Genomic DNA, 23,914 nt, shown 5'->3' on the forward strand with positions numbered 1-23,914 from the left:
CCATCGGCGTGGCCGGCGAGTTGTACCTGGGCGGCGAGGGCGTGGCTCGAGGTTATCTGGAGCGCCCGGCATTGACCTCCGAGCGTTTTGTGCCGGACCCGTTCGGCAAGCCTGGCAGCCGTGTGTATCGCAGTGGCGACCTGACCCGTGGCCGCCCGGACGGTGTGGTGGATTACCTAGGCCGTGTCGACCATCAGGTGAAGATCCGTGGCTTCCGCATCGAACTGGGCGAAATCGAAGCGCGCCTGCGCGAGCAGGACAGCGTCGGCGAAACCGTGGTGGTGGCCCAGGAAGGCCCGACCGGCAAGCAACTGGTGGCTTATGTGGTACCCCTGGACCCAGCGCTGCTGGACGACGCCGTGGCCCAGGCCAACGGCCGCGAAGCCCTGCGCCGTGCCCTGAAAACCCGTCTGCCGGACTACATGGTGCCCACGCACTTGTTGTTCCTCGAACGCATGCCGCTGACCCCGAACGGCAAGCTCGACCGCAAGGGCTTGCCCAAGCCTGATGTGAGCCAGATGCAGCAGGTGTACGTGGCGCCGCAAAGTGAACTGGAACAGAAAATCGCCGCCATCTGGGCCGATGTGTTGCGCTTGCCGCAAGTGGGTTTGCACGACAACTTCTTCGAACTGGGCGGTGACTCGATCATTTCGATCCAGGTGGTCAGCCGTGCGCGGCAGGCCGGCGTGCGCTTCACTCCCAAGGATCTGTTCCAGCACCAGACCGTGCAAAGCCTGGCCAGTGTGGCCCGGGAAGGCGAGGGCGCAGTGCTGCTGGACCAGTCTGCGCAGACCGGCGCGTTGTTGCTGCTGCCGGTGCAACAGGCCTTTTTTGCCGATGAGATTCCCCAGCGTCACCACTGGAACCAGTCCGTGGTACTGCGACCGCACCAGCCGTTGCAGGCGTCGGTGTTGGTCGCGGCGCTGCAGGCGTTGATTGTGCATCACGATGCCTTGCGTACCACCTTCGTCGAGGACGCGACAGGTTGGCGTGCGGCGTATCGTGGGCCGGAGCAGCATCAGGCGGAACAGGTGGTGTGGCAAACATCGCTGAACACCGTCGAGGAACTGGACGCCCTGGGCGAAGAGGCCCAACGCAGCCTCGACTTGAGCGTCGGGCCCTTGTTGCGTGCGGTGCTGGCGCAATTTCCCGACGGCTCCCAGCGCTTGCAGCTGGTGATCCACCACTTGGTGGTGGACGGCGTGTCCTGGCGCATCCTGCTGGAAGATCTGCAAAGCGCTTATCAGCAACTGGCCCAAGGTGCTCCCGTGGCCTTGCCGGCCAAGACCAGCACCCTTCGTGCCTGGGCCGAACGCCTGCAAGCCTATGGGCGCAGCGCGGCACTGGAACAGGAGCTGAGCGGGTGGCAGACGCAATTGCAGGGCAGCCCGACCGACTTGCCGGTGGCCGACCCTCACGCCAGCTTGAGCAACCGGCTGGCATTGAGCGTGAGCACCCACCTGGACCCGACCTATACCCGTCGCTTGTTGCAAGACGCGCCGAGTGCCTACCGCACCCAGATCAACGACCTGCTGTTGACGGCCCTGGCCCGGGTCATCGTGCGCTGGACCGGTGATGAGTCGATGTTGATCCGCCTGGAAGGCCACGGTCGTGAAGACCTGTTCGACGAGATCGACCTGACCCGCACCGTCGGCTGGTTCACCAGCCTGTACCCGCTGAAGCTGGTGCCGACCGACTCCGTGGCCGGTTCCCTCAAGCAGATCAAAGAGCAACTGCGGGCGGTGCCCAACAAGGGCCTGGGGTTTGGCGCGCTGCGTTACCTGGGCAATGCCGAGGCGCAACAGGCGCTGGCCGCACTGCCGCGCCCACGCATTACCTTCAACTACCTGGGCCAGTTCGACGCCAGTTTCGACAGCGGCGAGCAAGAGGGGCTGTTCGCGCCCTCGGGCGACGCCAGCGGTGCCGAGCAAAGCCCCGACGCGCCTTTGGGTAACTGGCTGGAGATCAACGGCCAGGTCTACGGTGGCGAGTTGAAGCTGAACTGGAGTTTCAGCCAGGCCATGTTTGACCCCTACACGGTGCAGCAACTGGCCGACGATTATGCCTCGGAGCTGAAGTGCGTGATCGACCACTGCTGCGAGTCGGCCAACCAGGGCGTGACGCCGTCGGACTTCCCCCTGGCGCGGTTGTCCCAGGATCAATTGGATGCGTTGCCGCTGAACATCGGTGAGATCGAAGACCTTTATCCGCTGTCGCCCATGCAACAGGGCATGCTGTTTCAGTCGTTGTATGGTGCAGGCTCGGGCGACTACATCAACCAGATGCGCATCGATGTGCAGGGCCTGGATGTGTCGCGTTTTTGCCAGGCCTGGCAGGCGGCGATGGACCGTCACGAGATTCTGCGCAGTGGTTTCCTCTGGCAGACCGAGCTGGAGCAGCCGTTGCAGGTGGTCTACAAACAGGCCCGCCTGCCGTTTACCGAACTTGACTGGCGCCAGCGTGCAGACACTCTCCAGGCGCTCGACAGCCTGGCGGAGTCGGCACGGACCCAAGGCTTTGTACTGGAGCAGGCGCCGTTGTTGAGCCTGACGGTGGTGCGCACCGGTGCCTTCAGTTATCACCTGATCTACACCAACCACCACATCCTGATGGACGGCTGGAGCGGCTCGCAGCTGTTCGGCGAAGTGTTGCAGCACTACGCGGGTGAACCCTTGTCGACACCGACCGGGCGTTACCGCGACTACATCGCCTGGTTGCAGGCACAGGACAAGGCGGTCAGCGAAACCTTCTGGAAAGAACAACTGGTGAACCTGCAGGAGCCGACCCGCCTGGCCCGTGGTGAAACCGGCGCTGAGCCTGGTGCCAACGGCGAGTACCGCTTGAGCCTGGACACCGCGCAAACCGAGCACCTGAAAGCCTTCGCTCAACGCAACAAGGTGACCCTCAATACGCTGGTGCAAGGCGCCTGGCTGTTGCTGCTGCAGCATCACACCGGGCAGGCCACCGTCGCGTTCGGTGCCACGGTGGCCGGACGCCCGGCGGAATTGCGCGGCATTGAGCAGCAGGTTGGCTTGTTCATCAACACACTGCCGGTGGTGGCGACACCGCATGCGCAAATGCCGGTGAGCCAGTGGCTGCAACAGGTCCAGGCCCAGAACGTGCGGTTGCGCGAGCAGGAGCATACGCCGCTGTTCGAGATCCAGCGCTGGGCCGGGTTGGGGGGTGAGGCGTTGTTCGACAGCATCCTGGTGTTTGAAAACTACCCGGTGTCCGAGGCCCTGGAGCAGAGTGCGCCGTCGGGGTTGAACTTTGGTGCGGTGCACAGCCTGGAGCAGACCCACTATCCATTGACCGTGCTGCTGGCGATTGGCGACACCCTGGGCCTGGAGTTCAATTACGACCGCCAGCGCTTCACCGCACAGCATATCCAACGCCTGGCCGAGCACTTCCAGCAGTTGCTGCAAGCCCTCGCCAACGATGCTTCCCAGCGTCTTGCCGCGCTGCCTTCATTGGCCGGTGCCGAGCGCGAACAGGTGCTGCAAACGTGGAACGCCACGACCGAAACCTACCCACTGCACCAGGCCGTACACCTGTTGATCGAGGCGCAAGTGGTGTGTACGCCGAATGCGCCGGCCTTGGTATTCGGCGGGCAGTGCCTGAGTTACACCGCATTGAACGCCCGGGCCAACCGCCTGGCCCATCGCTTGATCGCTGCGGGTGTCGGGCCGGACGTGCTGGTGGGGGTGGCGGTGGAGCGCTCGATTGAAATGGTGGTCGGCCTCTTGGCTGTGCTCAAGGCTGGCGGCGCCTATGTGCCGCTGGACCCGGAATACCCTCGTGACCGGCTGGCCTACATGCTCGAAGACAGTGGCGTCGCCCTGTTGTTGACCCAGGCGCATCTGCTGGAACAACTGCCGATTCCCCAAGGCCTGCGACACCTCGTGCTGGAACAGGGTGATGGGTGGCTGGCGGACTACGATGAGCAGAACCCAGGCCTTGCAGTCGACGGCGAAAACCTCGCCTATGTGATCTACACCTCAGGTTCCACCGGCCAACCCAAGGGCGCCGGCAACCGCCATAACGCCCTGACCAACCGGTTGTGCTGGATGCAACAAGCCTATGGATTGGACGCCAGCGACAGCGTGTTGCAGAAAACCCCGTTCAGTTTTGACGTGTCGGTGTGGGAGTTCTTCTGGCCGTTGATGACCGGCGCGCGCCTGGTGGTAGCGGCGCCGGGAGATCATCGTGATCCTGCCAGGCTGGTCAACCTGATCAACGCCGAGGGCATCACCACGCTGCACTTTGTGCCGTCGATGCTGCAAGCGTTTCTGCAGGACACGGCTGTTACGTCATGCCATAGCCTGCAACGCATCGTGTGCAGTGGTGAAGCCTTGCCGGTAGACGCCCAGCAGCAAGTCTTTGCCAAGCTGCCGGAGGCCGCTTTGTACAACCTGTATGGCCCCACCGAGGCGGCTATCGACGTAACCCACTGGACCTGTGTGGAGGAGGGGCGCGACGCCGTGCCGATTGGCCGACCGATTGCCAACCTCGGCTGCTACGTGCTGGACGGCAACCTGGAGCCGGCACCGGTGGGCGTGTTGGGTGAGTTGTACCTGGGCGGTATTGGCCTGGCACGGGGTTATCACCGCCGTCCGGCATTGACCGCCGAACGCTTTGTGACCGACCCGTTCGGCAGTGGCGGGCGCCTGTACCGTACCGGTGACCTGGCGCGCTATCGCGATGACGGCGTGATCGAGTACGCCGGGCGCATTGACCACCAGGTGAAACTGCGCGGCTTGCGTATCGAGCTGGGTGAAATCGAAGCGCGCCTGCTGGAGCACGATGGCATCCGTGAAGCCGCCGTGCTGGCGGTGGACGGTGCGTACCTGGTGGGTTACGTGGTACTTCAAAAACCGCAGGACGACTGGAAGGCCGCGGTCATCGCCCACCTGGGCGCGCAGTTGCCGGACTACATGGTGCCGGCCCAGTGGGTGGTGTTGAACGAGATGCCGCTGAGCCCCAACGGCAAGCTGGATCGCAAGGCGTTGCCCAAGCCTCAGGCCCAGGGTGCCGAACTGTACCAAGCGCCCCAGACCGAGTTGGAACAGCAGGTCGCGTCGATCTGGAGCGATGTGCTGGGTGTGGAGCGGGTGGGGCTGCACGACAACTTCTTCGAGTTGGGCGGTCATTCGTTGCTGGTGCTGATGCTCAAGGAACGGATCAGGAAGATCAGCGGCGTCGGTTTGTCCATCAGTCAATTGATGCTCAACCCGACCGTTCGTGGCCAGGTCAATTGCTTGCAGGGCGACACGCGCAGTTCGTTGATCGTCAAGCTCAATAGCCAGACACAAGGCACGCCGCTGTTCATGTTCCACCCGAGCTTCGGCTCGGTGCATTGCTACACCGCGATTGCCCTGGCGCTCAGGGAGCAGCGCCCGGTGTTCGGGGTGATCTGCCGGGCATTGGCCGAAGCCGGTGCGGCCGTGCCGCAGTGGCAGGCGATGGTCGAGGACTACACGGCGCAACTGTTGGCGGCACAACCCCACGGCGCCTTCCGCCTGGCGGGCTGGTCGTTGGGCGGCAACCTGGCGATGGAAGTCGCTTATGGCCTGGAGCGAGCTGGGCGTGAGGTGGAGTTTGTCGGCTGGATCGATTCGGCGCCACCGCAGTGGCTCAAGCCCTATTGGGAAGCCGTGGACACCCAGGATGATCGCGAAGTCTCGGCTAACGAGCGACGTGCGGCCTTGCTGGGGGTGATGTTCCCCGCATTTGCCGAACAGATCCAAGACACTTGGCAGCAGTGCCAACACCACGCCGAGGCTGAGCAATGGCCGGTGTTCGTCGCCTGGGCCGAACAGACCCTGGGTGAAGCCTTTACCGGTATCAAGGATGAACTGCTACGTGGCAATGAAGCGCAGATTTCCTGGGAGGTTGACCGCGCACTGAGTGAACGCATGACCGCGTCTGACTTCAAACCGATCAAGGCTCCCGTCAGTTGCTGGTGGGCGTCGATGAGCCGGGCAGGGCGCCTCAAGGACCTGATCGAGCAGAACATGGCGACGGTGATTGGCCAGGGGCGTATAGAGCGCTCGGTGGTGATCGATACGGATCACGACGGTATCATCGACAGTGCCGCGTTCATCAGCAGCTTGGTGGCTGCCATGTAGTGAGCGGGCTTGCCCCGCGCTGGGTGGCGCAGCCGCCCCAAACCCAGGCACCTAGGTCCTTCTGAAACACCGCGGCGTCTTTGTTGGGGTGGCTGCGCCACCCAGCGCGGGGCAAGCCCGCTCACTACAAGAATTCGGTCGCAGGGTTATAAAAAAACGCCCGATGAAAGCAGGGCTCTCATCGGGCGTTCATTCGATCACCCTTGGTGATCAAGACCTCCTATCAGAAGTCCCAGCGCGTGCTGACCATCACGTTACGCGGCTCACCGTAGGCGGCCGAGTTATAGAAGCCCACGTTGGTGTAGTAGGACTTGTCGAAGATGTTGTTGAAGTTGACGGTCGCCGACAAGTTCTTGGTGACCTGGTAGCGGGTCATCAGGTCCACCAGCCAGTAGGACTCCTGGGTGATGTCCTGGTTCTGGTTGAGTGGCTGGTTCCAGATTTCCTGCCAGCCCTTGGTCTGCCAGCGCAGGCCGCCACCGATGGTGAACTTGTCGAGGTCGCCCTTGAGCTTGTAGGTGGTGTTCAGGTTGACCTGGTGCTCGGGTTCGAAGGTGGAGATCTTCTTGCCGTCTTCGTCGCGCACGATCTTGTGGGTGTAGCCACCCTGGACTTGCCAGCCTGGGCTCAACTCACCGGAGATCTCCGCTTCATAGCCCTTGGTGACCGCCTTGGAGCCCTTGAACGCATAGTTGCTCGGCGTCGGCGTCTGGTTGTTGTAGGCATCGTCCGAGATCGGTCGGTTGGTTTCATGCACTTCGAAGTAGGCAATGCTGGTGTTCAGGCGGCCGTCGAAGAACTCGCCCTTGAGGCCCAGCTCGTAGTTTTGCCCTTCGTCCGGGTCCAGCAACTTGCTGTCGCGGTCTTTGTAGGTGCTTTCCTGGGGTTGGAAAATATCGGTGTAGCTGGCGTAGGCCGAGAAGTTGTCGTTGAGGTCGTAGATCACCCCGGCGTACGGGATGAAACGGCCGGTTTCCTTGTAGGACGGGTTGTTACCGGTGACGTGATAGTTGGCCACGCGCCCACCGAGGATCACGTTCAGGTCATCGATCACGTTCAAACGTGTGGTCACGTAGTAGCCGTTCTGGCGGATGGTGTCGTCGATGTACTGTTGAGCCGGGCCGTAGATAGGCTTGCCGAGCTTGCCATTCCAGTTGTAGAAATCGACTTTGTTGCCCTGCGGCCATTCTGGCGACCAGTAACCTTTGCCTTGCCAGCGCGAGGTGCCGATCGAGCCGCCCACCACCAATTCATGTTCACGGCCGAAGAGGCTGAATGGCCCGGTGGCATAAAGGTCGGCGGAGGTACTTTTGGTTTCGCCCGTGTACTTCTGCCCGTTGATCTCCGCCGTGCCATCGGCTGCCGGCTGGACGAACTGAATCGAAGCGAGATCGGCATGGTAGCTGTTGATCTTGTGGTCCAGTTGCAGCTTGGTCACCCAGCCGTCACCCAGGTCATGCTCCAGCATGGCGAAGGCGGTACGGGTGTTTTGCTCCCACGAACTCCAGGTAGTGCCGTTGTTGTAGGAGCGCGGCATCTTGTTGATGCTGCCGTTGGAGTTGACCAGCGGGAATGCGCCGGACCAGCTGGAGCCTTTCGGGACACTGTCCTGGTAGTCGAAGCCGACGGTCAGCATGGTGTCAGGGGACAGGTCGAATTCGGTGATGCCGTAGTAGGTTTCGGTCTTGCGCGAGTAGTGGTCCATGAAGGACTGCTTGTCCTGGTACGCCGCTACCGCACGGCCACGCACATTGCCGCTTTCGGTCAAGGGGCCGCTGACGTCGACTTCACTGCGATAGTTGTCCCACGAGCCCGCGCCGAGGGTCACATGGCCCTTGAAGTCCGAGGTGGGTTTCTTGCGGATCAGGTTGATGGTCGCCCCCAGGGAGCCGGCGCCATTGAGCAGGCCGGTGGCACCCTTGAGGATTTCGATACGGTCATAGATCGCCATGTCGCTCAGGGTGTTGCCCGCCGAGTAGCCGACGTTGCGTACGGTGGAGGGAATGCCGTCGTACTGGAAACTGTTGACCGAGAAACCGCGGGAATAGTAGTTGGTTCGGTCGGTGTCATACGCCGATACGGTGATGCCCGGGGTGTGGCGCATCACGTCATCGACGTTGTTGAGGCCAAAGTCCTCGATGTGCTGGCGGGTGATCACGGTGATCGACTGTGGGGTCTGGCGCGGGGTGAGGGTCAGGCGCGTCGCGGTGGCGATGGTGCCTGGCGTGTAGGAGCCGGAGCCCTCGGTGATGTTGCCCAGCACGTTGGCGCTGACTTGGGTGGGGCTCAACTCCACGGCGGTAGTATTGCCGGCAGCGGCCACGGTCAGCGAATTGCCGTTGAGGCTGTGGGTGGTCGAGGTGCCAGTCAGCAGTTGCTCGATGGCTTGCTGCGGTTCCATCTTGCCCTTGACCGCACGGCTGTTCTTGCCCTGTACGTCGCTGGGGCTGTACAGCACCTGCACGTTGGTTTGGCGTCCGAATTCCTGCAGTGCGCTCCCCAGCGACTGTGCAGGAATATTCAACTCGATCTCCTGAGCCTGCACATAGCCTGCAATCGGCAACGATACCGCCAGGGCCAAAGCGCTGGGAAGAAGGTTGATGTTCAGGGCCCGGCGCATGGATAGCGCTTTGCTCAGTGGGCTGAGACCGAGTCGTGCTGGCATGGATGCTTTCTCTTCTAGGTTTTAAGTGGGCAGTTATAGGTGTTAATTGAGGCTGGTTCTCATTACCACTAGTGAGACGTTCCTACCTCGGGAAACCGGAAAATAAACTTCACGCCGGTTCCAGCGCATGCACCACCTGGCCCGCACGCAGGCGCACAAGCTGGTCGGCGATGTCGAAATAACGATCGTCGTGGCTGATCACGATGATGGTTTTGCCCAGGCGCTTGAGGTCCGGCAGCAGCTCGGTGTAGAAGATGCGGCGGAAGGCCGGGTCCTGGTCGGCGGCCCATTCGTCGAATACCAACACCGGGCGTTCCTCCAGCCAGGCGTTGACCAGCGCCAGGCGCTTGCGCTGGCCGGTGGACAGGTCGGTGGTGCTGAACACGCCGTCCTTCACACTGACCTTGTGCGCGATTTCCAGGCGCTCCAGGTACTTGCTGGCGCTGTCCAACGATTGCGTGGCGCTGCCCTGCACCAAGTCATCGAACAGGTAATAGTCGGAGAAGATCGTCGTGAACAGTTGGCGGTAATCGTCGCGCTCGGGGTCGGTGATGGCCTCGTCGTTGAGGCGGATCTCACCCGCGTGGGGCTGATACAGACCCAGCAGCAGTTTGATCAGCGTGGTCTTGCCACTGCCGTTCTCGCCGACGATAAACACGATATCGCCTTGCTTGATGCTCAGGTTGATCGGCCCCAGGTGGAAGGGCGCGCTGCCCTCGACCGCCGGCGGGCTGTAGCTCACATTGCGCAGTTCCAGGCTGTTGACCACCGGCTTGGGCGCTTCGCTGTCATCCATCAGCAAGTGCGGCTCAGGCGAGGAGAAACGCTCGGACAACTCGCTGATACGGCCAAAGGCAATCTTCGCCTTGCCCACCACCGGCAGGTAACCCAGCAAATGTTCCAGCGGGCCCTTCATGTACAACAGCACCAGCACGAACCCGGTAATCACCGTCGGGTCCGGGTTGGGGTTGTACGCTTGCATCGCCAGGGCCAGGCCGATGACCACGAAGAACAGCATCGAACCGAAGGTCTTGGCCAGGATGTAGATGTTGACCGAACGCACCTGGATGTCGCTGATACGGTCGGCGGTTTCCTGGATGCGATGGGTGTTCATGCGAAAACGCCGTGGCCGGTGCATGCGCAGTTCCTTGGCACCGGAGGCAATCGCGTTGTAGTAACGCTGCAGTTCATCCTCATGACTGCGCGCCAGGTCGAAACCCTGGATACCCTTGCCGCCGGCAATGAACTGCACGGCACTGCCGATGATGATCGCCACCACCATCATCAGGAACATCGGCACTGACAGGTACGCCAGGTAGCCCAGGCAGCCGAGTGTGACGGTGGCGGCGATGGCCAGCGGCGTGAACGCAAAGGAGAAGTCGCTGATGGTGTCGACGTCATGGGTCAGCACCGGGATCAGCCGATGGGAGCGGTAGCGCTCGATTTGCCCGATGGGTGCCGACAGCACCTTCTCGCCGAGGTCCTTGCGCAGGGCGGCAATGATGCGTTGCCCGACGTAGTTGGTGCCAATGTCCGAAATGATCGAACTGACCAACGCCACCACACACAAGGCCGCAAAGGTCAGGACAACGCCCTGGGTCATGCCGTTGGCCGAGTGCAGGGCATTGTTGATGGTGGCCAGCAACAGGGTGATGGCCAGGCCGCCCGCCATGCCGAGGGCGACGGACACCGTCACGATCGCACGAAAGGGCCTGAGCAGGGCGAGCAGGCCATGGAAGGCGCCGCGTTTGGGGTCGGTCATAAATACATCCCGGAGAGTGAAAAGAGGGGCTGGGCACACAGACCCTTACCCATGACAAACGAAGCGTCGGCGCGAGGATTTAGCTCGGCATGCCGGGCGGCAGCCGTGCGGGATAAATTGCCGCAGGGCTGGTTCGTTCTTGTGCTGTAGGCGCACGTGTATCGACGCGCTGCGCAGTCCACTCAGCGAGAGCGAAACAATGACGAAAAAGAACCTGGTGTATGTGTGGTCCCTGAGAAATGCCGCGGCCGACAAGGCCGGGCAGCCGGTGGCCTACAAGGACCACGAGCGCTACATGAAGTCGGTGCTGGAGTTCCTGGTGGGATCGCTGAATGACACGCCGCTGGGCCAGGCCTACAACCTGGTGGGTGTGGTGTATGACGATGACGAGCAGAACCCACGTGACCAGCAACTGGTCAGTGACTATGGCTTTGCCTACCAGCCAGGCCGGCAGTGGTTGTACCCGGCGGACTTGCGGGTGCAGGGCAACCTGGTCAACGACCTGCTGCTGAGCGTGCCGTCCACCTATCGCCGATTGCCGCGGGGTACGGCGGAACACATCGCCGGCAAGCAGGATTTCGAACGCCGGCTGCATGACACGCTGGTGGAGTTGAAGGCCGATATCGTGGTGCTGGACGGCTTACTGGTGATCCTCGATGAGTTGGTACGCCCCGGCGCGCCGTTTGCCCGGCGCATCATGAATATCCACCCCGGCATTACCCGCCTCGAGTCACCCTACGAGCGCCGTGGCGCCTATGCCACCTGGAATGCGTTGTATGGCGCCCGAGGGCAGGCGGTAGTGGACTGGACGACCAAAGAAACCGCGCCGTGCGAACCGCTGTACCTGACCGGTGCGTCGTTCCATTACGTGGACAACGGTATTGATTCCGGCGAAGTGTTCCACGACGTGCTCAAGACTGAGATATCGCCGCAGGACACCATCCTCGAACTGCGCTGGAACAACTTCAATAACAGCCTGTTTCCGGCACTGCATGAGGGACTGGAGTTGTTGGCCCAAAAGGGCTGAAGTCGTCCACGATCCAAGTGTGGGAGGGGGCAAGCCCCCTCCCACAGGGGGGTAGTAGTGTGACCTAGAGATCGCGCACTACGCGAAACCCGATCCAATCCCCGCGCGTCTGTGGGTAGATATTGTTGCGGTTGCCCGAGCGCGAGAACACTGGTGCTTCGCCCCAGTCATTGCCGCGAATCTGATAGGACTCACAGTTCGGTTCCACCCAGGCGCTGCCGTCGGTCGGTGCGCCGATGTAGTTGGGGTGTTCGCAATCGGCAACCCGTTCATAGACGTTGCCGTGCATGTCATACATGCCGAACGCATTTGGCGGGTAGCTGCCCACCGGCGATGAATAGCTGTAGCCGTCCGCCGGGCCATAGGTGTTGGCGTGCTGGGCGATGCTGTAGCCCTTGCCCTCGTCGAACGGGAAGGGGAACGGCCCGGTGGAGCCTGCGCGCGCGGCGTATTCGCGCTGGGCTTCGCTGACCATGTGGTACTGCTGGCCGGTCTTTTTCGACAGCCAGGCCACGTAGTGCTTGATGTCGTCCATGTCCATGCACACTGCCGGTTGGCGCGGCCCCTGGGGGTAGCGCGGCTTGCTGGCGATGCATTCACGGCCTGGGCGGTCGTCACCATTGGCGATCTTGACCCCGGTCTGGCGGATGTAGCTGTCCCATTCGCCGGCCGTGATATGGAACCGGCTCATGGCGAACGGCTTGGCGAAGGTCACTTCATGCATCGGGCCTTCGTCCGGCTCGCGGCCGACTTCGTCTTCGGGAGTGCCCATGGTGAAGGTGCCGGCGGGCAGTACGACCATCTCCGGGCAGTCCTTGCAGTCCTTGAACACCTTGCCGGGTTGCGGTGTGGCTGCCTGGGCCAGGCCTGGCAGCAGGGCGCTGCACAGGGTGGTCAGTGCCAGCGCGGTCAAGGGTTTGAGTCGGAATGGAGTCATGTGGGCGCCTCGTTCAAAACAAGAAAAGGGTCACAACCGCTGGCTCAGCACGGTCATGAAGCGTTGGATTTCATCCGAGCTGTTCAGCAGGCCGGGGGAGGTGCGGATCACCGGGCCGACATCGCGGTCCACCGCGTCGATCACCACGCGGTTTTTCATCATGTGCGCGACCACGGCGTCGCTGTCCTGGCCCTTGACCCGGAAGAAGGTAAAGCCCGCCGACAGCTCGGGGTTGCGTGGTGTCACTAGCTCGATCTTTGGGGACGTCAGCAACTGGTTTTTCAGCTCAGTGTTGAGGGCATGAATGCGCGCCTGTACCGGCGCCTTGCCGAGTTGCAGGTGCAGCTTGAACGCTTCGTCGGCCGCCCAGCGATGCTCGAAGGCGTGATAGCCGCCCGGCGTCATGGTCGTGGCGAAATTGGTGTCTTCGGAAAAGGTCGGCACCATCGGCGTGACGTATTTGTTCTCGGTATCGCGGGCACAGACGAGGCCGGTGCCGCGTGGGCCAAACATCCATTTGTGGGTGCCGGCGATGAAGAAGTCGCAGTGCATGTCCGGGAAGTCGAGGTTTTCCACGCCGAAGCCATGCACGCCATCGATCACGTAGAGGAGGCGGTCCTGGTCGTCACGACTGCGGTTGTATTCCTCCACCAGTTTGCCGATCTCGCCGACCGGCAATTTTACGCCACTGCCCGATTGCACCCAGGTCATGCCGAGTACGCGGGTGTTGGGGCGGATATTGCGCTGGATATTGCCCAGCACTTCGTCCACCGACACGTGGCTTGGGCTGTCGAACAGCGTGATGCGGCGTACCTGGGTGCCTTGCTTCCGCACGCGAAAATCCAGGCTGTTCTGGGTGGCGTAGTGCTCGTGCACGGTGGTGAGGATTTCCTGGTCGGCGCGTACCTTGATCCCGCCATAAATCATGGCCAGGCCTTCGGAGGTGCTGCCGGTCAGGGCGATCTGCGCCGGTGTGGCATTCAGGTAGCGCCCGGCCCATTCGCGCACCTGGCCCTCGCGTTTCCAGGTTTCCTGCAGGCCCCAATCCATCGCCAGCCCGGGGTTACGGTCGATCTGCAGGCGGTAGCGCTCGATGGCGTCGCGCACCGGCTTGGGGTGCGACGCCACCAGGAAGTTGGAGAAGTGCAGGTAGTCCGGATCTTGGTTGAACAGCTGCTTGAGTCCCGTCCATGGGGTGTTCGCCAGAAGCGTCGTTTCGGCTGCCAGTGCCTGTGGCAGCAGTGGCAGGCTGGCGGCGAATACGCCGGCCTGCTTGAGAAAAGTACGGCGGTTGGTCATGGACTTACTTCATGGCTGATTAACGGTTGGCCAACGGCTTGGCGGCTTTTTGTACCTGGTCCCACACCCGCAGGAAGTTGCCTCCCCACAGCTTGGCGATATCGGCTTCGGAATAGCCGCGCTGGATCAGCTCGGCGGTGATGTTGCGCACGTCGCCGACGTTCTCCCAGCCCTGGAGGCCGCCGCCGTCGTTGAAGTCCGAGGCGATGCCGACGTGATCGATACCGATCTTGCGTACGGTGTAGTCGATGGCGTCGCCCAAATCCTTGAGGGTGGCCTTGGGTTCTTCGTCGAGGATGGCGTACAGCGCACTGGCGTATTGGCCGAATCGCTGCTCGGGCCACGCGGCGATGATCGCGTCGCCGGGCATCAAGGCCATGGCCAGATTAGGCAGTGGCGGCAGGTCGAAGCGGGCGCGCAGGGCGTTGAGTTTGTCCTGGGTCGGTTGGCTGAGCGGGCGCAGGTAGGCGGAAAAGCCCACGACCTGCACCACGCCACCGCTGTTCTTGATCAGCTGCAGCTCTTTGTCGCTGAGGTTGCGCGGGATGTCCACGAACGCACGGGGTGCTGAATGGGAGGCCACCAGGGGTGTGCGGCTCAATTGCGCCACTTGCTCCAGGGCCTTGGTCGACATCTGCGACACATCAATGATCACGCCCAGGTCATTCAGGCGGTGTACGGCTTGCTGGCCGATGTCTGACAGGCCCTCGAGTGCGTCAACCGAGTCGTTGAAAAACGGCAGTGGGCGCGACGAATCGGACCAGGCGTTGTTGCCCACGTAACTGAAGCCGAACATGCGCATGCCGCGAGCGGTCCACAGGTCCAGCTGGTTCAGGTCATTGCCCAGCGGGTAGGCGTTGAGCATGCTGATAAAGATCGCGAACTTGCCCTCGCCGTGCAGGCGGCGGAAATCATCCGGTGTGTAGGCGATGCCGACTTGGTTGGGGAAGTCGCGCACCATGCCAGAGATGATTTTGTAGCGCACCTCCTGCTCGTGGCGGGCTTCTTCGACGAAGCCCTCGGTGGGTTTGTGCGGGGCGTTGGGGCCGTTCCAGATCTCCGGCCAGCCGAATATGGTCAGTGCTGCCCCGGACAAGCGGCCGCGTGCTGCCTTGGCCAAGTCGAACTGGCCGCTGCCATCCTTGTCGGCCTCGTTGCCAGCGGTGCCAAAATCCAGGGGCACGGTGATGTGGCTGTCGAATGACAGCAGGCGGTCCTGCATTTCATTCGCCTGCTTGATCACCTCCAACGGGTAGCCGGCATTGCCCTTGAACCAGTGATCCCAGACCAGGAAACCGGCTCCGGCGCCGATGGCCAGTGCCAGCGGCAGGCCGATGTACAGCGCCTTGTTCGAACGTGGTTTTGTCATTGCCATCTCAGTCAGTTGAGGCCTTTGCTATCAGGGTGGAACGAGCGATGGCGGGGGAAATTTAGGCGGTGGCAATGCGGCGGTAAATTTACTCAGGCTGCAAACGTTCTAGCTCTGATTAAGCCGTTTCCTAAGGTAGACAATGACGATCTCTCGACGTGGGTTCATCGCAGGCCTGGCGCTGACTGGCGCGGCTGTGCCGGCGGCCTTTTATGCCCATCGTGAGTTGACGCGGGAAGAAGAATTCCCCATCACCCCCGGCGAAGCCACGGTCGACTTGGCCGACACCCAGGGCCAGCACTTGGCGAATACCCTGCGCGGGGTATGGAACCTGCGTCTGGAAGGGCGTGATGCCGGCCTCAAGGGCCTGCCGCTGCAAGGCCTGGAACTGCTGCTGGACATCGCCCCGCGTGGCCGTGGCTTGCGCGGTTACCTCGACACCGCCGACAACCTGCGTGCCGAGGGCGAGCCGCGCTATCGCGTATTGGGCGATCTGCTGACGGGCGAGGGCGCCATGCTCTACTGGCGCTTGATCGACCGCGACGCACCCGCTGGCATACCCGCCTATGAGTTCAAGATGACCCTCGATGAAGTCTGGGCCGACTTCGGCAACGCCGGCAGCGGCACGCTGACGGGGCAGATCCTCGACCTCAATCGCCCGTTGGCACTGACCGAGCGCGACAATCGTTTTGTCGCCCACAAACAGGTGTTCCCCGAAGCCCGCCAACGTATCGGCCTCAACCCGACACTATTGGCCTGGCTGATCTCGCCCGAACACCGTCTGTTTCACCAGCTGTGGCATGCCACCCGCGACCAATGGCACAAGCTCTCCGAAGAAAAGCGTGACGCCCTGCGTGGCATCGGCTGGCAGCCGGGCCCGCGAGGCCAGGAGCGCGACGCCCGAGGCAAACGCAAGGACCGCAACGGCTCCGGCATCGATTTTTTCTTCATGCACCGCCATATGCTCGGCACTGCACGGTCCATGCAAGACCTGCCCTCATGGCCGCAATTCCCCGAGCCGCAACCCGCGCTGGAACGTGATCGCCTGGGTTTCGTCCGTTACTTCGATAACCACGACGGCTTCGCGCTGCCACCGGCCTGGTCGGCCCCGGACGACGCCGACTACACCCAGTGGGTCGGCGACATCAAGGCGGCCGAGACTTATCACAGCAACTTCCAGGTGTGGGAATCCCAATACCGCGACCCGCGCTACCTGGCCAAGCTGACCCTGGGCCAGTTGGGTTCGGAAATGGAACTGGGCCTGCATGATTGGCTACACATGCGCTGGGCCTCGGTGCCTCGCGATCCGTCCAACGGCGCTCCGGTGCCGTTTGCCCGCGACCCCTCGGACTTTGCCGCACGCTGGTACGTGCCGGAAAACGACTTCCTCGGCGATCCGTTTTCCTCTCACGTCAACCCGGTGTTCTGGCATTTCCACGGCTGGATCGACGATCGTATCGAAGACTGGTTCCGCGCCCATGAGCGCTTCAGCCCGGGCGAGGTCAGCCGCCTGGAAGTCAACGGCGTGGCCTGGTTCGCGCCTGGCCGGTGGGTCGAGGTCGACGACCCATGGCTCGGCCCCGATACCCATGGGTGCAGCACCACGCCGGGTTTGCAAATGGGCCGCTCAATGGAAATGGACCCGGAAACCATGAAGCTGGCTCTGCGGATCACCTTCGGCGCGGATGAGGAGCTGCTCAAGGGTTTGTTCAAGCGCGTACCGCAGCGGCCTTGGTATGCGCGGCATTTGAAGGTCAAGCGTGAGGGGAAGGCTTGACAGCGTGAAGTCGGCGCGCAAGGATCAACTCAATTTTTGAAAATTGAGTTTCAGTCATGGCTAAAGTCCAAAAACCGACCGACTTCGCGGTGTTGCTGAAGCAATATGGCATGGAGGTTTTTGAGCTGGCGCGTCTCCACAGGGCGGTAGATGACAAGGGGCGGTATCTGCATTGGGACGAGTTTCGTCGTTATCCTGCGCCCGGCGTCAACAAAGAGGCTGCGTGGGCTGCGATCAAAATGGCTCGGGCGTGCGCGAGCAAAACCCTTGAGCTGCGCAGCGAATGCGGTAGTCCCTTTTTCTTATACGGCACTGATTTTTGTGAGGCAGTGATTCACGCTGTTGAATCGGTGACGTCCAGGCTGGGAGGCGCGGCGGCATCATCGCCCCAATACCGGGACAACACCCAGTATCTGGTTGACTCGTTGATGATGGAGGAGGCGATTTCCAGCGCCCAACTGGAAGGTGCCGCGACAACCCGTAAAATCGCCAAGGACATGTTGGCCAAAGAGCGAACGCCTCAAACTGACGATGAGCGGATGATCCTCAACAACTATCAACTGATGAAGCATGCCAAGTACAACAAGGACGAAAAACTGTCTGTTGCGCTGATCAGTGAACTGCATGGCATTGCCACCGCAGATATTGAAGAGGACGACGTTCATCCGGGGCACATCAGGGACAGTGACGATATTTTTGTCGGTGGTGCAGGTGACGAAGTCGTCCACCAGCCACCCAAGGCCGTGCTGTTGCCGGTCAGGCTTGAGGCGCTTTGCCAGTTCGCGAATGATCGGCATGACGGCCAGGATGGCAGACACTTTATCCATCCTGTGGTGAAGGCCGTTATCCTGCACTTCATGCTGGGCTATGAACACCCGTTCAGGGATGGCAATGGGCGCACCGCACGCGCTTTGTTTTACTGGTTCATGCTCAAAAGTGGTTATTGGCCATTTGAATACATTTCTATCAGCACGCTGCTCAAGCAAGCCCCTATGCAATATGGGCGTTCGTACGTGTATACGGAAACCGATGCGTTTGATTTGACCTACTTCGTCATTTATCAATTGCGGGTAATTGAGCGGGCCATTCAGCAATTCATGGCCTATTTCGACAGCAAGCGCCTGGAGGCGGCAGAGCTGATGAGTTGGTTGACCACACTTGAATTGAAAGAGCGGTTGAACTACCGACAGGGCCATTTCTTGAAGAAAGTGCTCCAGCATCCAGGACGCATATTCACGCCCAAGGAACTCACCCATGACTATGGCGTTTCGGAAAATACCGCACGTAAGGACCTTGAGAAGCTGGTCGAGATGAAAGTGCTGCTCAAGGTCCAGGAAGGAAAAAGCTATCTGTACGTTGCACGAAACGATGGGCAGGCCAACTTGACGGCGCTGGGCTCCTCAAGCTGAAGCGATGTCAAACCTGCTCCTCCCCCCGCAACTGCACACTCATGGCATCGCAGCTGGCGGCCCAGTCGTTCAGCCATTGCGGCATCGGCGGTGAGGTTTCGTCCAGGTCCAGTTCACGCAGGAAATCCGCCGGGGGCAGGGTGCCCTTGGCGCTGCGGAACAGGCCGCGCATCACCACCACGCCGACGACCCGACCGTTGCTGACGAAGCGGTGCTCCATCAGGCTCCATTTCTGATCCCAGCCGAGCATGCGGGTATGCACCTCGAAGGCTTCGAACAGCTTCAATTCCCGACGGAACTTGCCCCAGGTATCGCCCACGATAGGCAGTGCTTTCTTGCGCAGGGCCACGCGAAAAGCGCCGGTGCGCAGTACAAAATCCATGCGCGCAACATCCGCCAGGGAAAAATACCGGCCATTGGTGACATGCCGGTTGATGTCCAGGTCCAGTGGCCACACCCGCATGCGCACCACCGTAGTGTCCAGGCCATGGGCGGGGTTGCGCCACGGGCGGCGGCACAGCATGCGGAACAAGCGAAACCAGAGATTCATAAAAACGCCAGGCAGTTGATCAGAGAGCGCACTGTAAAGGCGTCGGATCGGCTAAGGTAGGTGCGCAAATGACTTATTACATGCGAAAAGCGCAAGCAGGCCTCTAAATGCACATCACCTTGCTCCTGGCTGACAAATGTTCCGCCGCCAGCGCCACGTTGGCCCTGGAGATGCTCAGCGCCGCCAACCTGTTCGTCGAAGCGCCACCCTTTGAGATCGTGGTGGCCTCCCTCGACGGCCAGCCTGTCGATGCCTGGGGCGGGCAGCGTTTGCAGGTGGACTATTCGTTGGCGCAAGTGACCCAGACCGACTTGGTACTGATCCCAGGGTTTCTCTTTACCTTGAAGGAGGCGTTGCCGGCGTTTCCCAGCTACGGTCCATGGCTGCGCGAGCAGCATGCCCGGGGCGCGGTGCTGGCCTCGATGTGCACGGGCGCTTTTCTATTGGCCGAAACCGGTCTGCTGCACGACTTGCGCGCCACCACCCACTGGGCGTTCGCCGAGTTGTTCCGGCGCCGCTATGCCACGGTTCGCCTGGATGACGCGCAGATCCTGTGCGAAGAAAATCGCGTGATCACCTGTGGCGGGGCCAGTGCGGCCATGGATTTGATGTTGCACTTGATCCGCCGTTTCGGCTCGCCGGAACTGGCCCACACGTGCAGCCGATACCTGCTGATCGACACGGTGCGCACCGAGCAATCGGTGTACGCCATGTGGTCGTTGCCCAAGAGCCATGGTGACAGTGAGATCCTGCGGGTACAGCACTGGCTGGAGCAGCACTTTGCCCAGTCACTGGTGATCGACGAAGTGGCGCAGCGCTTCGGTTTTGGTGTGCGCAACTTCAAGCGGCGCTTCAAGGACGCCACCGGTCATACGCCGATTGCCTACCTGCAAACGCTGCGCCTGGAGCGGGCCAAGCAAATGCTCGAAGCCACGCGCATGACCCTCGAAAGCATCACCTACGCGGTGGGGTATGAAGACAGCAATTCCTTTCGCCGCTTGTTCCAGCAGCGAGTGGGGATGCTGCCGGCGGCGTATCGCAAGAAATTCCTCGGCGCCACGGGCTGATTAGCGGTGTAGTTGGGCCTCGCCTTCGATACAGGTCACCAGAAACTCCATCACCACTTTCACCGACGGCGAGCGACGTATATCCGGGTACACCGTGAGCCAGATATCGCGCACCGGGCCTTCGCTGGCGGTGGGTAACCTGACCAGCAACGGGTCGTGGTCGCCCACCAGGGTCGGCAATACCACGGCGCCGACCTGTGAGCGGGCGGCCATTTGCTGGGTAATCAGTTCGCTGGCGGCGAACACCACCGGGCGCTGGCCGCGCAGTTGGTGCATCCACGCCTGTTGGGGCAGGTGATCACGGCTGCTGTCATAGGCGACGAAGGTCCACTGTGGGGCGGGCAGTTGCTGGAGTTCGGGCGCGCCATACAGCCCGAAACGCACCACACCGACCCGGCGCCGTACCAATGCGTGCTCGTCGGGCTGCACGGTGCGCAAGGCAATATCGGCTTCGCCCTTGTCCAACGCCGCCAACTGGGTCGACGGCATCAGCACCAGGTTCAATTGCGGGTACTGGGTACGTAAGCGGGCGATGTGCGGCGCGATGCAGTGGTTGGCGATGGAGGGCGGGCAACTAACTCGCACGGTGCCGGCCATTTCAATGGACGCGACCCGCGACAGGCGCATGACGTCAGTGGCCATCTCACTCATGCCTGCCGCCAGCTCTGCCAAGGCCAAACCCTGCGCAGTGAGCGGCCGGCTGCGCGGCAAGCGGTCCACCAACTTGACGCCCAGGGCTTTTTCCAGCGCATCGACGCGGCGCCCCACGGTGGCATGTTCAACCTGCAATTCCCGGGCAGCCGCTGACAACGACTGTGTACGAGCCAACACGGTGAAGTAATACAGATCCTGCCAGTCAAACATCGGGTTATTTCCGCACGGAGGGTGTGAATGAATGGGGAATTTTCAGGCTGATGGTGCTCTTTTACCATGGCCGCTTCCCAGTGCAAACGGAGTTGTTCCTCGATGAAAGCCATCACCCTGCAAGCCTACGGCGGCCCTGAAGTGGCCGAACTGCGCCATGACGTCCCCAAACCCCAGGCCACGGCGGGGCACGTGTTGGTGCAGGTTGCCTGCGCAGGCATCAACTTCATGGATATTCATACCCGCCAGGGCAAGTACGCCCAATCAGCAACTTACCCGGTGCGCCTGCCGTGCACCTTGGGCATGGAAGGCGCGGGCGTGGTGGTGGCAGTGGGCGCCGGTGTCAGTCATTTGCACGTGGGCGACCGTGTGGCCTGGTGCATCGCCTGGGGCGCCTATGCCGAATACGCCTGTGTGCCGGCCGATAAGGTGGCGCAGATTCCCACCGCCATACCGTTTGATCAGGCGGCTGCGGCTATGTTTCAGGGCTGCACCGCCCATTACCTGATCGAGGATGTGGCGCAACTGAAGGCCGGTGACACCTGCCTGATCCACGCGGCATCGGGCAGCATCGGCCAGTTGTTGGTGCAGATGGCGCGTCGGCTCGGCGCGACGGTATTCACCACCGGCAGCACGGCAGAGAAATGTGCGATTGCCCTTGAGCGCGGTGCCCATCACGCCTGGACCTATGACGGGTTTGCCGAGCGTGTCCTGGAGGCTACCGGCGGGCGAGGCGTGGACGTGGTGTTTGATTCCCAGGGGAAAACCACCTTGCGCGACAGTTTCAGGGCGTGCCGTACACGCGGGTTGATCGTCAATTACGGCAACGTCTCGGGCTCATTGACCGACCTTGACCCGATTGAACTGGGGGAAGCCGGTTCGTTGTTTTTGACCCGGCCGCGCCTGGCCGACCATATGGCTGACGGCTCCACCGTGCAACGACGGGCGAACGCGGTGTTTGCGGCGATGCTGGAAGGCTCATTGAGCGTGGAGATTGAAGGGCATTACACACTGGAGACCGTCAAAGATGTGCATGAGCGCATCGAGGCACGGCAGCAGATCGGCAAGGCTGTGTTGTGGCTGGCGCGCAATCTGGACTAATCGCGGGAGAAAAAAAACCGGCTGATCAGGCCGGTTTGGGGTGCCCCGCCAGCTGCGCGGGGTCAGGCGTTGTTGCTGTGCAGACGATCCGCACCGCCTTCGGCCAGGCCACGTTCTTGCAGGCGATCGGCACCGCCTTCGGCCAGGCCACGTTCCTGCAGACGATCCGCACCACCTTCAGCCAGGCCACGTTCTTGCAGACGATCTGCACCACCTTCAGCCAGGCCACGTTCTTGCAAACGATCGGCACCGCCTTCAGCTACGCGACGTTCCAGCAGGCGATCAGAACCGCCTTCAGCTACGCGGCGCTCCAGCAGGCGATCAGAACCGCCTTCGGCCACACGGCTTTCCATCAGGCGATCCGCGCCGCCTTCAGCGACAACCGGGTGGGCAAAAGCATTGGCAGCGAGTACCGAGAAAGCGAGGCTAAGCAAGATTTGGCGTTTCATGGTGATGTGCTCCGAGTGTTTGGTTTGGGTGTTGCTTGGTATGGGTTTGATGGTACGCGTTGGATTTTTTAAGAGAACTTCATTGCGCTGATGGTGACTATCGACGCCAGCGATGGCCCGTGTTGGCGGGCCATCGCAGGGCCGGTCATGGCATCTGCGGCAGTTCCTGTGGGCGCAGGTCAAACACCAGCACCTCGGCGTTGTCGCCCTGGCTCAGGTGGATCTGGCGTTCATCGCGCACCCGGGCACCGTCGCCTTCCTGCAAGCGCTGGCCGTTGAGCTCGACGCTGCCCCGTGCCACATGGATGTAGGCGTAGCGGTCCCGTGGTAGGTCCAGGGTCGCGCTCTCGTTGCCGTCGAACAGCCCGGCATACACCCGTGCATCCTGGCGCACCTTCAGTGAGCCCTTGGCACCGTCCGGCGAGATGATCAACTGCAAGCGCCCACGTTTCTGCGCTTCGCTGAAGTGCTCCTGCTGGTAGCGTGGCTTGGCGCCGACCACATCCGGCACGATCCAGATCTGCAGGAAGTGCACGCCGTGGTTCTGACTGTGGTTGAACTCGCTGTGGGCCACGCCGCTGCCGGCGCTCATCAGTTGCACGTCGCCAGGGCGGATCACCGAGCCGGTGCCCAGGGTGTCCTTGTGTTCCAGGGCGCCTTCGAGCACATAGGAGAAAATCTCCATGTCGCGGTGCGGGTGTTGGCCGAAACCTTTGCCGGCGGCGACGCGGTCGTCGTTGATCACCAGCAGGTCGGAGAAACCCTGCTCCTTGGGGTTCCAGTAGTTGGCGAACGAGAAGGTGTGGAACGACTTCAACCAACCGTGATTGGCGGCGCCGCGTTCCGAGGCTTTGCGAAGGGTCAGCATGGGGTGTTCTCCTCAAGGGAAGCGGGTCTGCGAGATGCAGGGCTTCGGTGTGAGGAGAAGGTTACTGGTTAGCAGTGGGTTGATTAAGAAGCTGTATTTTGAATAACTGTCTCATTACAGTTGACGATTGCCAGCTGCAGGGCCTTGAGATGATCGCGATAGCGCAGTTGCAGCTTGCGCCAGGTCATCGGGTTCACCCCTTCGCTGCGGCTGAACAGGTGGCAGAAGTGCGCCTGGTCGCAGAACCCGCATTCCTGGCTGATTTGCGTCAGGCTCAGGCCGGAGGCGGTGATCAGCACCTTGGCCCGTTTGATGCGCTGCTGGCGAATCCATTCCCGGGGCGCCACGCCAGTGGTGCGCTTGAAGGCCCGGGAGAAATGGCTGCGCGACAGCTCACAGGCGCGGGCCAGTTCCGTCACCTCCAGTGGCTCGGCCAAGTTGGCGAGGATCAATTGTTTGACCTTCTGTTCCCGCTGGGAACACAGCATTCCGGTTGCAACTGCTGGTTGAGCCATGATCGATATCCGTGGTCGAAGGGCGCTGGTTTTCACCCACCTTACCGGTGAATGAATACCCAGTGTAGCCCGCTATAGGCATCGCTCGTGCTGAGCACATACATGCAATTTTTCTACATCGCAGCGT

The 23,914-nt window shown here is 61.6% G+C and carries 16 protein-coding genes and 1 pseudogene; 7 read left to right on the forward strand and 10 right to left on the reverse strand.

Annotation, left to right across the window (positions count from 1 at the left end; genetic code table 11):
* A pseudogene (locus tag AC07V4_RS18525) lies at positions 1 to 680 on the forward strand (AMP-binding enzyme); the annotation flags it as partial.
* A gap of 135 nt (positions 681 to 815) precedes the next feature.
* The gene (locus tag AC07V4_RS18530) at positions 816 to 6,128 is read left to right on the forward strand and encodes an amino acid adenylation domain-containing protein (RefSeq protein ID WP_492636714.1); all 5,313 of its coding nucleotides are present in this window, start codon (positions 816 to 818) and stop codon (positions 6,126 to 6,128) included.
* Between the two features lie 223 nt (positions 6,129 to 6,351).
* Here AC07V4_RS18530 and AC07V4_RS18535 read toward each other — a convergent pair whose 3' ends face one another.
* A complete protein-coding gene (locus tag AC07V4_RS18535; RefSeq protein WP_492636409.1) occupies positions 6,352 to 8,793 on the reverse strand; it encodes a TonB-dependent siderophore receptor in 2,442 nt (813 codons plus the stop codon).
* Between the two features lie 109 nt (positions 8,794 to 8,902).
* The gene (locus AC07V4_RS18540; protein WP_492636410.1) at positions 8,903 to 10,555 is read right to left on the reverse strand and encodes a cyclic peptide export ABC transporter; all 1,653 of its coding nucleotides are present in this window, start codon (positions 10,553 to 10,555) and stop codon (positions 8,903 to 8,905) included.
* 199 nt (positions 10,556 to 10,754) lie between these two features.
* On the opposite strand from AC07V4_RS18540, the gene AC07V4_RS18545 reads away from it, so the two are divergent.
* Entirely contained in the window at positions 10,755 to 11,582 is an 828-nt protein-coding gene (locus tag AC07V4_RS18545) for a N(5)-hydroxyornithine transformylase PvdF (RefSeq protein ID WP_492636411.1), read from the forward strand.
* Positions 11,583 to 11,646: 64 nt separating this feature from the next.
* Here the strand turns inward: AC07V4_RS18545 and pvdO are convergent, their stop codons facing one another.
* The 3 genes from pvdO to pvdM are packed head-to-tail and all read right to left on the reverse strand — an operon-like array spanning position 11,647 to position 15,187.
* Complete coding sequence (pvdO, locus tag AC07V4_RS18550) at positions 11,647 to 12,519, reverse strand: dihydropyoverdine dehydrogenase (RefSeq protein ID WP_431752049.1); 873 nt, start codon at positions 12,517 to 12,519, stop codon at positions 11,647 to 11,649.
* A 30-nt stretch (positions 12,520 to 12,549) separates the two neighbouring features.
* Positions 12,550 to 13,818 carry a pyoverdine-tailoring periplasmic protein PvdN gene (gene pvdN / locus AC07V4_RS18555; protein WP_492636412.1) on the reverse strand — a complete coding sequence of 423 codons (1,269 nt, stop codon included), beginning with the start codon at positions 13,816 to 13,818 and terminating at the stop codon, positions 12,550 to 12,552.
* Positions 13,819 to 13,837: 19 nt separating this feature from the next.
* Entirely contained in the window at positions 13,838 to 15,187 is a 1,350-nt protein-coding gene (pvdM, locus tag AC07V4_RS18560; protein ID WP_492636413.1) for a pyoverdine-tailoring dipeptidase-like protein PvdM, read from the reverse strand.
* A gap of 142 nt (positions 15,188 to 15,329) precedes the next feature.
* Here pvdM and pvdP point away from each other — a divergent pair, with 142 nt between their 5' ends.
* Both pvdP and AC07V4_RS18570 read left to right on the forward strand, forming a co-directional pair.
* Positions 15,330 to 16,964, forward strand: coding sequence for a pyoverdine maturation tyrosinase PvdP (gene pvdP, locus AC07V4_RS18565; RefSeq protein ID WP_492636414.1), 1,635 nt, complete (start codon positions 15,330 to 15,332; stop codon positions 16,962 to 16,964).
* A 56-nt stretch (positions 16,965 to 17,020) separates the two neighbouring features.
* A complete protein-coding gene (locus AC07V4_RS18570) occupies positions 17,021 to 18,373 on the forward strand; it encodes a Fic family protein (RefSeq protein WP_492636415.1) in 1,353 nt (450 codons plus the stop codon).
* A 7-nt stretch (positions 18,374 to 18,380) separates the two neighbouring features.
* Here AC07V4_RS18570 and AC07V4_RS18575 read toward each other — a convergent pair whose 3' ends face one another.
* The gene (locus tag AC07V4_RS18575; RefSeq protein WP_492636416.1) at positions 18,381 to 18,923 is read right to left on the reverse strand and encodes a thioesterase family protein; all 543 of its coding nucleotides are present in this window, start codon (positions 18,921 to 18,923) and stop codon (positions 18,381 to 18,383) included.
* A 107-nt stretch (positions 18,924 to 19,030) separates the two neighbouring features.
* Here AC07V4_RS18575 and AC07V4_RS18580 point away from each other — a divergent pair, with 107 nt between their 5' ends.
* Positions 19,031 to 19,990: a GlxA family transcriptional regulator gene (locus AC07V4_RS18580; protein WP_492636417.1), complete on the forward strand. Its 960-nt coding sequence runs from the start codon at positions 19,031 to 19,033 to the stop codon at positions 19,988 to 19,990.
* Here the strand turns inward: AC07V4_RS18580 and AC07V4_RS18585 are convergent, their stop codons facing one another.
* Positions 19,991 to 20,854 (reverse strand): LysR family transcriptional regulator, encoded by an 864-nt coding sequence (locus tag AC07V4_RS18585; protein ID WP_492636418.1) that lies wholly within the window; start codon positions 20,852 to 20,854, stop codon positions 19,991 to 19,993.
* Between the two features lie 102 nt (positions 20,855 to 20,956).
* On the opposite strand from AC07V4_RS18585, the gene AC07V4_RS18590 reads away from it, so the two are divergent.
* Entirely contained in the window at positions 20,957 to 21,955 is a 999-nt protein-coding gene (locus tag AC07V4_RS18590) for a quinone oxidoreductase family protein (protein ID WP_492636419.1), read from the forward strand.
* Positions 21,956 to 22,017: 62 nt separating this feature from the next.
* On the opposite strand, the gene AC07V4_RS18595 is transcribed toward AC07V4_RS18590, so the two are convergent.
* The 3 genes from AC07V4_RS18595 to AC07V4_RS18605 form a co-directional block, all read right to left on the reverse strand.
* On the reverse strand, positions 22,018 to 22,404 hold the full coding sequence (locus AC07V4_RS18595; protein WP_492636420.1) for a hypothetical protein: 387 nt from the start codon (positions 22,402 to 22,404) through the stop codon (positions 22,018 to 22,020).
* 145 nt (positions 22,405 to 22,549) lie between these two features.
* Positions 22,550 to 23,272 (reverse strand): pirin family protein, encoded by a 723-nt coding sequence (locus tag AC07V4_RS18600; protein WP_492636421.1) that lies wholly within the window; start codon positions 23,270 to 23,272, stop codon positions 22,550 to 22,552.
* Positions 23,273 to 23,355: 83 nt separating this feature from the next.
* On the reverse strand, positions 23,356 to 23,787 hold the full coding sequence (locus tag AC07V4_RS18605; protein WP_431749851.1) for a helix-turn-helix domain-containing protein: 432 nt from the start codon (positions 23,785 to 23,787) through the stop codon (positions 23,356 to 23,358).
* Positions 23,788 to 23,914 lie beyond the last annotated feature (127 nt).

It is taken from the genome of Pseudomonas sp. GW821-FHT03A09 (assembly GCF_059421065.1).